The sequence below is a fragment of the uncultured Flavobacterium sp. genome, assembly GCF_951805225.1.
Classification (GTDB): Bacteria; Bacteroidota; Bacteroidia; order Flavobacteriales; family Flavobacteriaceae; genus Flavobacterium.
In genome coordinates this window covers 6,222,169-6,234,830 of the sequence record NZ_OX638201.1, presented here as the reverse complement: position 1 = coordinate 6,234,830, position 12,662 = coordinate 6,222,169, and the positions used below count along the sequence as shown (strand labels likewise).

The 12,662-nt window shown below is 34.0% G+C and carries 8 protein-coding genes; 7 read left to right on the top strand and 1 reads right to left on the bottom strand.

The genetic code is table 11. From position 1 onward, the window contains the following. A partial coding sequence (gene sucC / locus WN975_RS25890) for an ADP-forming succinate--CoA ligase subunit beta (RefSeq protein ID WP_337968973.1) occupies nucleotides 1–908 on the bottom strand: 908 nt, incomplete at its 3' end. 415 nt (nucleotides 909–1,323) lie between these two features. Between sucC and gltB the strand changes: the two genes are divergently transcribed. From gltB to WN975_RS25855, 7 genes are all read left to right on the top strand, one after another. Then, nucleotides 1,324–5,841, top strand: a complete 4,518-nt coding sequence (gltB, locus tag WN975_RS25885; RefSeq protein ID WP_337964638.1) for a glutamate synthase large subunit — start codon at nucleotides 1,324–1,326, stop codon at nucleotides 5,839–5,841. Between the two features lie 96 nt (nucleotides 5,842–5,937). Continuing rightward, on the top strand, nucleotides 5,938–7,392 hold the full coding sequence (locus WN975_RS25880; RefSeq protein ID WP_337964637.1) for a glutamate synthase subunit beta: 1,455 nt from the start codon (nucleotides 5,938–5,940) through the stop codon (nucleotides 7,390–7,392). A gap of 488 nt (nucleotides 7,393–7,880) precedes the next feature. Beyond that, nucleotides 7,881–9,104, top strand: a complete 1,224-nt coding sequence (gene lysA, locus WN975_RS25875; RefSeq protein ID WP_099711266.1) for a diaminopimelate decarboxylase — start codon at nucleotides 7,881–7,883, stop codon at nucleotides 9,102–9,104. Between the two features lie 336 nt (nucleotides 9,105–9,440). Next, the gene (locus WN975_RS25870; protein WP_337964636.1) at nucleotides 9,441–9,953 is read left to right on the top strand and encodes an alpha-ketoglutarate-dependent dioxygenase AlkB; all 513 of its coding nucleotides are present in this window, start codon (nucleotides 9,441–9,443) and stop codon (nucleotides 9,951–9,953) included. A 4-nt stretch (nucleotides 9,954–9,957) separates the two neighbouring features. Then, the gene (locus WN975_RS25865) at nucleotides 9,958–10,725 is read left to right on the top strand and encodes a hypothetical protein (protein WP_337964635.1); all 768 of its coding nucleotides are present in this window, start codon (nucleotides 9,958–9,960) and stop codon (nucleotides 10,723–10,725) included. Nucleotides 10,726–11,065: 340 nt separating this feature from the next. Next, complete coding sequence (locus tag WN975_RS25860) at nucleotides 11,066–12,190, top strand: T9SS type A sorting domain-containing protein (protein WP_337964634.1); 1,125 nt, start codon at nucleotides 11,066–11,068, stop codon at nucleotides 12,188–12,190. 76 nt (nucleotides 12,191–12,266) lie between these two features. Next, entirely contained in the window at nucleotides 12,267–12,659 is a 393-nt protein-coding gene (locus tag WN975_RS25855; RefSeq protein ID WP_337964633.1) for a helix-turn-helix transcriptional regulator, read from the top strand. Nucleotides 12,660–12,662: the final 3 nt, after the last annotated feature.

The following is a 12,662-nucleotide window of genomic DNA, read 5'->3' as shown; positions in this document are numbered from 1 at the left end:
TCAGCAGTTCCACCAACGTCTAAGAAGTTAGCAGGCTCAAAACCAGCGTATTTAATTAAATCCATAGTTGCCATTGCAAGACCTGCTCCGTTTACCATACATCCTACAGTACCGTCAAGATCTACATAGTTCAAACCTACTTCTTTAGCTTCAACTTCGATTGGATTCTCCTCACGGATATCTCTCATCTCAGCATATTTTGGTTGTCTGTATAAAGCGTTATCATCGATATTAACTTTAGCATCAACAGCTAAAATTTTGTTATCTGAAGTTTTCAAAACCGGGTTGATTTCAAACATAGAAGCATCAGAACCAATGTAAGCATTGTATAATGAATCGATGAATTTAACCATTTCTTTGAAAGCATTTCCAGAAAGACCTAAGTTAAAGGCGATTCTTCTTGCTTGAAAACCTTGTAATCCAACATTAGGATCAACTTCTTCAGTAAAGATTAAGTGTGGAGTATGCTCAGCAACTTCTTCGATATCCATTCCACCTTCAGTAGAATACATGATCATGTTACGTCCTGTACCTCTATTCAATAAAACAGAAACATAAAATTCAGAAGTTTCGCTTTCACCAGGATAGTAAACATCTTCAGCAACTAAAATTTTGTTTACTTTTTTACCCTCAGCAGAAGTTTGAGGTGTAATCAATTGCATTCCGATGATTTGTTCTGAAATTTCTTCAACTTGTTGCAAGTTTTTAGCCAACTTCACTCCACCACCTTTTCCACGTCCACCTGCGTGAATTTGTGCTTTTATCACATGCCATCCTGTACCAGTTTCGGCAGTTAATTGTTTTGCAGCAGCCACAGCTTCAACCGCATTGTTAGCCACAATTCCGCGTTGAATGCGTACTCCGTAACTTGCTAAAATTTCTTTTCCTTGATATTCGTGTATGTTCATAATATAGAATTTGTCTGGTTCTGAATTTATTTCAGAATAAAAGTGCGACAAAAGTAGCAAAATTCAACTTAATAGTAAAATCTTTTTCAATTAAAAAATGAGTGTTATATCTGTTAAGCGTTTATTCATTTTGAATGCGAAGAAATAGTTAACAAAATGATTTGTTAATATTAACTCAAAACCACTAAAACGTTTGATATTTAACAAAAACATCACCGCATTCATTAGCCTTACGGCGATTTTTCTTAATATATTTTAATGCATGTTATCATTTTGGCAATTCGCAATGCTTAATATAATATTATTATCAATTAAGAAGCGTTTTTCTAGTATTACGATAAAAATGTAAGTCAAATTACAATTTCAATACATTATGTTTAACGAAATCTTTATTTTTGTAGAAAAAATATCAAGAATGAAAGTTAAAGAACAAGGGCTTTATTTGCCTGAATTTGAACACGACAATTGTGGTGCAGGATTTATTTGTAATTTGAATGGTATTAAGTCAAACGATATTATTCACAAAGCATTGGACATCTTAATAAAATTGGAACATCGTGGTGCCGTTAGTTCTGATGGAAGAACTGGAGACGGGGCTGGAATTTTATTCGATATCCCACATGATTTTTTTAAAAAAGTATGTGATTTTGAAATCCCTGAAACGCGTGAGTATGCAGTAGGAATGGTTTTTTTACCAAAAAGCAAAAACCAGGTTTCTTTTTGTATCAACGCTTTCGAATCGACTATCAAGGATCAGAATTTAAAGATTCTTGGTTGGAGAGACGTGCCTGTTGAAGTAGAAAATTTAGGGCAGATTGCCGCAGAAAAAGAACCAACAGTTAAACAAGTTTTCGTTTCTAAAAACGGTCAGGATTTAACTGAAAATGAATTTAATGCAAAACTTTTTGCAGCTAGAAAAATTGCTGAACATGCCGTAAGAGGATCAAAAACCTCTGAAAGTCATATGTTTTATTTCTCTAGTTTATCGACAACTACCATAATATATAAAGGTCTATTGATGCCGGAAGACATCAGCCGTTATTATGTTGACTTAAAAGATCCAGATTTAGTGACTCGTTTGGCGTTAGTTCACCAACGTTTCTCTACAAATACTTTCCCTTCATGGGAACTTGCTCAACCGTTTAGATATATGTGTCATAATGGTGAGATTAACACACTTCGTGGAAACGTAAGCCGTATGCGTGCTCGTGAAGAGCTTATGCAAAGCAAAGTTTTTGGCGATGATATCAAAAAACTATTCCCAATTATCTTAGAAGGAAAATCAGATTCTGCTTCTATGGATATGGTTGTAGAACTTTTATTAATGACAGGCCGTTCATTGCCGGAAGCGATGATGATGGTTGTTCCTGAAGCTTGGGAAAAACACCAGACTATGTCTGAGGAGAAAAAAGCTTTCTACGAGTTCAACGCTTGTATCATGGAACCTTGGGATGGTCCTGCTTCTATTCCGTTTACGGATGGTAATGTAATTGGTGCATTATTAGACAGAAATGGATTGCGTCCTTCTCGTTATACATTAACTCATAGTGGTTTCGTAATCATGTCATCAGAAATTGGTGTATTAGATATCGATCCTGAAGATGTTATTCAGCATGGACGTTTAGAGCCAGGAAAAATGTTCTTGGTTGACATGAACGAAGGTCGTATTATTGAAGACGAAGAGGTTAAAAAAGCAATCGTTACAAAACGTCCGTACAAAGAATGGATCGATGAAAACTTATTGCCTTTATCTAAAATTCCTTATACCAATAATCCTACTCCGGTTGAGAAACTTGATTTCTTAACAAGACAACGTTTATTTGGTTATACTATCGAAGATTTAAAAACCATCATCAACCCAATGGGAGGTCAGGGAGCTGAAGCAATCAGTTCTATGGGTAATGACACGCCTTTGGCAGTTTTATCAGACCAACCGCAATTGTTGTACAACTATTTCAAACAATTATTTGCTCAGGTTACCAATCCGCCTTTGGATGGTATTCGTGAAGAGATTATTACTGATATCAGTTTAGCAATTGGTGGAGATTTCAATATTTTCGAAATTGAATCTAAACAATGTAAAAAACTAAAAATCCAAAATCCGGTTATTTCAAATGAGGATTTAGATAAAATAAGAAACATTGATCACGCAGATTTTAAATCGGCTACAATTTCTACTTTATACAAAATAGAAAAAGGAGTTAACGGTTTAGAGCGCGCACTTGAAAAATGTGTTCAGGCAACTTTTAAAGCTGTTTCTGAAGGATGCAATATTATCATCTTATCAGATAGAGGTGTTAGCGAAGAATTAGCTCCAATTCCTATGTTATTGGCTTGTTCTTACATTCACCACTCTTTGAATATTTTACAGGTTCGTTCTAAATTCGGAATCATAATCGAATCAGCAGAACCTCGTGAACCGCATCATTTTGCTTTATTATTTGGATATGGCGCAAGTGCAATTAATCCATATATGGTAAACGAAATCATTTATGATCAGGTTGCACAAGGATTCATTACTGGCGTAAAAGCTGATTATGCAGTTGTAAACTACAACAAAGCGATTGCAAAAGGAATCGTTAAGATCATGAACAAAATTGGTATCTCTACTTTACATTCGTACAGAGCTGCTCAGATTTTCGAGATTTTAGGTTTAAACAAAACATTTACTTCTAAATATTTCCCATACACACCTTCAAGAATCGAAGGAATTGGTTTGATCGAAGTAGAAAAAGAAGTTAAGAAACGTTTCCAAAAAGCATTTCCAAATTCAAAAGTTGCAAGTTTGCTTCCGTTAGAAATTGGAGGAATTTACAGATGGAGACGTGGCGGAGAAAAACATATGTTTAATCCAACAACTATTTCTAAATTACAACAAGCTGTTCGTTTAAACAGTCCTGAAAGTTATAAAGAATACTCTAATATGGTGAATGAGCAAAGCTCAAACTTAATGACTATTAGAGGTATGTTTGAATTCAATAATTTAGATCCAATTTCTATTGATGAAGTAGAACCTTGGACAGAAATTGTAAAGAAATTCAAAACTGGCGCGATGTCTTACGGATCTATCAGTAGAGAAGCGCACGAGAATTTGGCAATTGCGATGAACAGAATTGGCGGAAAAAGTAACTCTGGAGAAGGTGGAGAAGATCCAAAACGTTTCCAGAAAGAAATTAACGGAGATTCCAGAAATAGTGCAATCAAACAAGTTGCTTCGGGACGTTTTGGTGTTTCGATCAACTATTTGACAAATGCTAAAGAGATTCAGATTAAAATGGCTCAAGGTGCAAAACCTGGTGAAGGTGGACAATTACCTGGAGAAAAAGTGGTGCCTTGGATTGCCGAAACCAGAAACTCTACGCCTTATGTAGGTTTGATTTCGCCTCCGCCACACCACGATATTTACTCTATTGAGGATTTATCTCAGTTGATTTATGATTTGAAAAATGCGAATCGTGAAGCTCGTATCAACGTAAAATTAGTTTCAGAAGTTGGAGTTGGAACTATCGCTGCCGGTGTTGCCAAAGCAAAAGCTGACGTTATCCTGATTTCTGGTTATGATGGAGGAACTGGTGCTGCACCATTGACTTCATTACAACACACAGGTATTCCGTGGGAACTTGGATTGGCTGAAGCACAACAAACTTTGATCTTAAATGATTTAAGAAGTCGTGTAGTTCTTGAATGTGACGGACAATTGAAAACGGGTCGTGACGTAGCAATCGCTGCATTATTAGGAGCCGAAGAATTTGGTTTTGCCACTGCTCCGCTTGTTGCTTCTGGATGTATTATGATGAGAGCTTGTCACTTAAATACTTGTCCGGTTGGTATTGCAACTCAGGATCCTGAATTGAGAAAAAATTTCAAAGGAACTCCAGAGCACGTAATCAACTTCATGTATTTTATTGCTGAAGAATTAAGAGAAATCATGGCACAATTAGGTTTCAGAACCTTAAAAGAAATGGTTGGTCAATCACAAAAATTAAATGTGAACAAAGCGATCAAACATTACAAAGCAAATGGTTTAGACTTATCATCAATTCTATACAAACCGGAAAAAGCTAAAACACAGCCAATTCACAATACAACTGAGCAAGATCACGATTTAGACAATGTATTGGATTTTGCAATTATAAAAGAAGCGATTCCGTCTATTTATAGAAAAGAAAAAACAAGAGTTACATTTAAAATTAAAAATACAGACCGTTCTGTAGGTGCCATTTTGAGTAATGAAATCTCAAAAATATATGGCGCACAAGGTTTACCTGATGACACTATTTTAGTTGATTTTGAAGGTTCTGCCGGACAAAGTTTTGGTGCATTTGCAACAAATGGATTGTCGTTTAAAATTCACGGAAACTGTAATGATTATTTAGGAAAAGGTCTTTCCGGAGGAAAATTGATTATCAAAGTCCCTCCTACTGCAACCTTCAAACCTGAAGAAAACATCATTATTGGGAACGTTGCCCTTTACGGAGCTATCACCGGAGAGGCTTATATTAATGGAATGGCCGGAGAGCGTTTTTGTGTGAGAAATTCTGGAGCAACTGCCGTTGTTGAAGGAATTGGAGATCACGGATGCGAGTACATGACAGGTGGTACGGTCGTTGTTTTAGGAAAAACAGGAAGAAACTTCGCAGCTGGTATGAGCGGTGGTGTGGCTTATGTTTATGATCCAAATCAAAAATTTGATTCAACTTTATGTAACATGGAAATGGTTGCATTTGATCCAATGGAAGACGAAGACATTACAAAACTAAGACGATTGATCAAAAACCATTCATTGTACACTAGCAGTCCATTAGCAAAAAGAATTTTAGCAGACTGGGAAAATGAACAAAACAATTTCGTAAAAGTAATGCCAACTGATTACAAAAAAGCATTACAACGAATTGCAGAAGAAAAGAAAATAGAAGAATTAATAGCTGATTAAGAGGTTCTGAGTTACAAAGGTGCAGAGGTACTAAGTTGAAGTTTTTCAACTCACTTCTCACATCTCAATCTCAAAACTAAATTTAATTAAAATGTCATGGGTAAAATAGGCGGATTTAAAGAATATAGCAGAGCTGACGAAAGTAATTTAGCAGTAGCAGAACGTGTTTCGAACTACAACGAATTTACAATTCCGTTAGCAAAAGATAAAATAAAAGAACAAGGTTCAAGATGTATGGATTGTGGTATTCCTTTTTGCCACAGTTCTTGTCCATTAGGAAATTTAATTCCTGATTTCAACGACATGGTGCATCAGGAAGAATGGCAAAGTGCATTAGAGATTTTACAATCTACTAATAACTTTCCGGAATTTACTGGTCGCTTATGCCCTGCTCCATGTGAGAAATCATGTGTATTAGGAATCATCAAAGAACCAGTTGCAATCGAAAACATCGAGAAAAACATCATCGAAAGAGGTTTTGCAGAAGGTTGGATTAAACCACAAGCTCCAAAAACTAGAACAGGAAAAACCGTTGCCGTTATTGGTTCTGGTCCTGCAGGTTTGGCAGCGGCTCAACAATTAAACAGAGCTGGTCACACGGTAACTGTTTTTGAAAGAGACAATGCAATTGGAGGTTTATTACGTTACGGAATTCCAAATTTCAAACTAGAGAAAGGAATTATCGACAGACGTGTAGCAATTCTTGAAGCTGAAGGAATCACTTTTAAAGTGAATGTAAACGTTGGAGTAAACTTTAGCGTAGACGAATTAAATGCTTTTGATTCTATCGTATTGTGCGGTGGAGCAACTGAAAGAAGAAGTTTGCCAACTAAAGGAATCGAAAGCAAAGGCGTTGTTCAGGCAATGGATTTCTTAACGCAACAAACTAAAGTTTTATACGGAGAATCAATTCCGGATCAGGTTAAAGCAACTGGAAAAGACGTAATCGTAATTGGTGGTGGAGATACAGGTTCTGACTGCGTTGGAACATCTAACAGGCACGGAGCAAAATCGGTAACGAATTTCGAAATTTTACCAAAACCTCCAGTTGGAAGAAGTGAAACAACTCCTTGGCCTTTCTGGCCGTTGCAGTTAAAAACTTCCTCTTCTCACGAAGAAGGTTGCGACAGAAACTGGTTAATCAACACTAAAGAATTCTTATCTAACGAAAAAGGAGAATTAGTAGGTTTAAAAACTGTTGAAGTACAATGGAAAATGACTCCTGGTCAACGTCCTGAATTAATCGAAAAAGAAGGTTCTGAGAAAATCTGGCCTTGCGATTTAGCTTTATTGGCTTTAGGATTTACAGGTCCTGAAAAAACTTTAAGCGAGCAATTGGGTCTTGAAATTGATATGAGAAGCAACTATAAAGCTAAAAACTATCAAACGAATGTTCCTCATATTTTCACTGCAGGAGATATGCGAAGAGGACAATCGTTAATTGTATGGGCTATTTCAGAAGGTCGCGAAGCAGCAAGAGAGGTAGATTTATTCTTAATGGGATATACCAACTTGCCAACCAAAGGAAACGGAGATTTACCAAGTCTTTAATTTTTTGAGATTCTGAGATACTCAGTTACTAAGGTTCTAAGTTTTTTTCTCTTAGTATTTTGAATCTTACGAACATAAAAGATTAAAAACATCAAATCTTTATTCCGATAAACAACACACTAATAAAAAACCTGGACTTTCGTCCGGGTTTTTTAGGTTCAAAGGCACAGAGAAACAAAGGCGCAAAGGTTTAGAAATATTAGAAACAACTTAAAACGTTAGCCTCTAAAAAAAGACTTTTGTTTAACAAAATGCCATTAGTAATGCTTCAAAAAAAGGTTCTAAGTTTCTGAGATATTAAGTCGCTAAGACGAAAAAACTTACTAACTTAGTATCTTAGCAACTTAGAAGCTTAAAAAGTTTTATAAAAATTCGAAATAAGTCACTTTTTGTTTAAAAACAAACAATTTGTTATAATTTGTTATTTTTCTACAATTAATTTGCAGTTAGTCAAAAGAGTAATAAATTTGCTCAAAATAGTTTAAAAAATGCAAGCAAAAGATTTACTGCAGTTAGCAGAACAATTTGGAAGTCCATTATATGTTTATGATGCCGAAAAAATCCAATCTCAGTACAACAGATTAACTAAAGCTTTCTCTAAGGTAGAAAACTTAAGAGTTAATTACGCCATGAAGGCATTGTCAAACGTTGCGATTCTTCAGTTATTAAAGAACATGGGATCTGGATTAGATACTGTATCAATTCAAGAAGTTTTATTGGGACTTCATGCTGGCTATGAACCTGAAAAAATCTTTTTTACACCAAACGGAGTTTCTCTTGAAGAAATCGAGGAAGTTGCTGCAATGGGTGTACAAATCAATATTGACAACTTATCTATTCTGGAGCAATTCGGAACAAAATATCCACAAATTCCGGTATGTATTCGTATCAATCCGCACGTAATGGCGGGAGGAAATGCTAATATTTCGGTGGGACATATCGATAGTAAATTCGGTATTTCTGTTCACCAGATTCCGCATATCTTGAGAATTGTAGAGAACACAAAAATGAGCATCGTGGGAATTCACATGCACACAGGATCTGATATTCTTGATATCGAAGTATTCTTGTATGCTGCTGAAATCTTGTTTGATACCGCAAAACACTTCAAAGACTTAGAGTTTTTAGATTTCGGAAGTGGATTCAAAGTTCCTTACAAAAAAGACGATATCGAAACTGACATCGAAGAATTAGGTAAAAAATTATCAAAAAGATTCAATGCTTTCTGTACAGAATACGGCAGAGATTTAACGTTGATTTTCGAACCAGGAAAATTTTTGGTGAGCGAAGCAGGTCATTTCTTAGTGAAAGTAAACGTAGTAAAACAAACAACATCAACAGTTTTCGCTGGAGTTGACAGTGGTTTCAACCACTTAATTCGTCCAATGTTGTACGGATCTTCACATCATATCGAAAACATTTCTAACCCAAAAGGAAAAGAGCGTTTTTACTCCGTTGTAGGATACATTTGCGAAACAGATACTTTTGCAAATAACCGTAGAATTTCGGAAATTACTGAAGGTGATATTCTTGCTTTCAGAAACGCCGGAGCATATTGTTTCTCAATGTCTTCGAACTACAATTCAAGATACAAACCAGCAGAAGTTTTATGGAAAGACGGAAAAGGAATCTTAATACGTCAACACGAAACATTTGAAGATTTGCTTAAAAATCAAATTCCGTTGCCACAAGAAGTTGCTGCAACAGTTTAAAATAAAAAAAAAGAGAATATCTATTGAATCCCGTTTCTTAATTGAGGCGGGATTTTTTTTATGCCCAATTTTGTCATTTCGACGAAGTAAATCACACACGTAACTCGGCAAAGATAGTCGACAATATAGAACACGGATGACGCGGATTCGCTTTGCGAAAACGCGGATTAAAAACGGATTTTTCTCTTATAATCTTGTCATTTCTAAAATGGCTAACTTCACGAAAATTTCCTTGACGCAACAAACCCGACAGGTTTTTAAAACCTGTTGGGTTTATTAAACTTGAACAATTGGATTTTGTAAGAATAAATAAATATATTTGAAATAAAGAAAAAAGTGGAAGGAATTACATTTGTCGAAAATTTTATCGAAAATCCAAACGACCTATTTGAAAATTTAAAAGTAAATATAAAATGGGACGAAAGAATGACTGCCCGAAAAACAGCAAGTTTCGGAAAAGCATATAACTACTCTCAAATCGAATATCCATATCAGGAATTCTTGCCCGAACTAAAAGAAATTAATCAGCAAATTTCTAACGTAATTGGTTTTGAACCCAACAATTGCCTTATAAACTATTACTTAGACGGAAAATCAAAAATGGGTTATCATTCCGATCAAATCGATATTTTAGAACCAGAAACCGGAGTAGCGATTATTTCAGTTGGAGCCGTTCGAACTCTCAAATTTAGAAATATATTAAATCCCGAGTTGTTTGAAAGTTTTGAATTAACAGCAGGAAGTCTAATTTATATGACGCAAGAAGTTCAAAAAATTTGGCAACACTCAATTCCACAATCAAATACAGAAGCGGGAAGAATTAGTATAACACTTAGAAAAATTGTGTAAAAAAATGAAAATCAACCAATATTTACTTTTTATATTTTTAATACTCATCTCTTGTTCGCAAAAGAATACTGATGAAAAAAATGACACTTTTTCATTAGACAAAGTTGATATTGCAATGATTTACCAAGAAAAAGTTACCGATATTCCTTGTCTGCTTTTTAATGTAACCGACACAGTAAAACGCAATCAGAAAATTGGAGTAATATTTAAGCTTGACCTAAAATATGATAATCCTCGAAAAGGAGGTAATTGTTGTGCTTTTGAACCAGGTGTTGATGGAACCAAAGAAAAAATAAAAAGTGTCAAAATATTTTTTACGAGCAATAATAAAAAAATAGACATCACAGATAAATTAACCAACATAGAAGAAGCCCAAATGTTTAATCGCTTTGAAGATTATATTCAGGGAAAATTGTATGAGAATGATTTTAGCTGCGAATGTTACGACCAAAAAAGTGGCAAATTGATCCAAAACTTAAAAAGAGAACATCTTGGAGGAAACATTATCAAACGCGAAGTAAATAAGAATAAAAATCATGTTATAAAAAATATAGACGATTTTATCAATTTGTATAATTCACTTGCGGGCGAAGTTTACAAAGGAAAGTATGACAATAGAGGTTTGTATTCCGGAAGTAGAATTTCTCATAAATATTACTCTTTTTGGTTACCCGACAATTTTAATATTCCATCAGAAGCATTTGATAATTTAGAAATTGAAATAGAATTATTAAATGGGCGAAAATTGAATTATTTACGATCATTAAAATAACGAAATCTAAGAGTATTATAAAGTTTGTCAGCTAACATTAACGTCAAGCTTTCTCTAGTTTTTTTATCTGCTCTTGTCTTGATCGACAAAGATTATCGTGAATATAGAACCCGAATGACGCGGATTTGCTTTGCGAAAACACAGATTAAAAACGGATTTTTTTCACTCTATTTTAAATTCTATTTCTTATAGCGACAACGATACGCCACCAGAAACCAACAATTAAATATCAAAAATAAATTGTAAAACATTTGATAAATTTAATCTCTTTTTTCAATTTTTTAATACTATTTTTACCTTATAAAATCCACTAAAAAGCTATTCAATTATATTCCAAAAAATGAAAAAAACACTTTACTTACTATTTACTATTATTTTAACTTCATCTGTTTACAGTCAAAATCTTAAAAGTATTACTTACGAAAGTTGGGGCAATAATAATTGGATAAACTCTTCTTATGTTATAAAAAATTATGATAAAAGTGACAAGATCACAGATGATTTAAGTCAACGGTGGGATGAGAGTTCTAATAGCTGGAAAGATTCTAACTCATCAAATTATGAATATAATACTAACAATCTACTAGATAAAATTATTTACAAATCATTTGATAAAACTTCAAATTCATTGACCTTCTCTCTAAGGGCTTCTTTCACTTATATCAATGAAAATAAAATAGATGTATTATTTTATGAAGAATGGACTAACAACGCTTGGCAAAATTCATCAAAAAATACTTCATCTTATGATTCAAATGTATATCTCACATCTGATTTAATACAGCAATGGAATGACAATAATTGGAAAAATAACATAAAGGTCGATTATTCAAATAATTCTGATGGATTATTTACTCTAATAACCCGACAAAGATGGAATGACTCCAGTTCTAAATGGGAAAATTTTTCGCAATCAACTTTTACTTATAATAGTTCAAAACAGGTTTCAGTAGAAACAATGAATGTATGGGAAAATAATAAGTGGATTGAGAAAATAATATTTACAAATTCATACGACGCAAATGGTTTTTTAGTGAATCGTTTACGTCAGGATTGGGATGATGATCTTTCAATATGGATTAATCAGTACCAAAGTAAATATGATAATAATCAAAACGGAACAATACATCAAGAGATTGCAGAAATATGGAAAAAATCATCCAATTCATGGGAAAACTTATCCCGTGCAACGTATAAATATGACAAAAATTTAGGAATCGCTGATTTAACTAAATCTCAACTCAAAATCTTTCCTAACCCAACAACTGATTTTATAAATGTTCATCATGAAGAATCAAACGATACCAAAGTTTCGATAATTGATGCTCTTGGAAGCGTTATTCTTAAAGAGAATTTTGTTGGAAATGACTTTTCGGTAAACGTGACGAATTTAAACAAAAACGTATATTTTATAAAGTTGGAGAATGGCGAAAAAACTCAGGTGAAAAAGTTTATTAAAAAATAAAAAAACGCATTCAATCCAAAAAAGATGTTTTTTACCAACATCAATTTTTCTAAAGATTTTTAAATACCTTTGAATTATGAGCACAGCAGCAAAACCAAAACATATTGGCAGAAACATAAGCCGAATCAGAGAACTTCGAGGTATGAAACAAGAAGCACTTGCCGAAGCAATTGGTTTAAGTCAACAAACTGTTTCCAGCATTGAAGGAAGCGAAGAAGTTGAAACCAAAAAATTGATAGAAATTGCAAAAGTTCTTGGAGTTACGGTTGAAGCAATTGAAAATTTTTCGGAAGAATCTGTTTTTAATTATTTCAATACATATTACGATACAAAAGACAGCGTAATTAATGCTGGTAATTATAATTGTACATTCAATCCACTTGATAAAGTCATTGAACTTTACGAACGTTTGGTTCAGGTTGAAAAAGACAAAAATGAGTATTTAGAAAACTTACTAAAAGGAAAATAATTA

Coding starts and splice junctions, on each gene's coding strand:
- gltB (WP_337964638.1), top strand. CDS start 1,324: ATGAAAGTTAAAGAACAAGGGCTTTATTTGCCTGAATTTGAACACGAC.
- WN975_RS25880 (WP_337964637.1), top strand. CDS start 5,938: ATGGGTAAAATAGGCGGATTTAAAGAATATAGCAGAGCTGACGAAAGT.
- WN975_RS25865 (WP_337964635.1), top strand. CDS start 9,958: ATGAAAATCAACCAATATTTACTTTTTATATTTTTAATACTCATCTCT.
- WN975_RS25860 (WP_337964634.1), top strand. CDS start 11,066: ATGAAAAAAACACTTTACTTACTATTTACTATTATTTTAACTTCATCT.
- lysA (WP_099711266.1), top strand. CDS start 7,881: ATGCAAGCAAAAGATTTACTGCAGTTAGCAGAACAATTTGGAAGTCCA.
- WN975_RS25855 (WP_337964633.1), top strand. CDS start 12,267: ATGAGCACAGCAGCAAAACCAAAACATATTGGCAGAAACATAAGCCGA.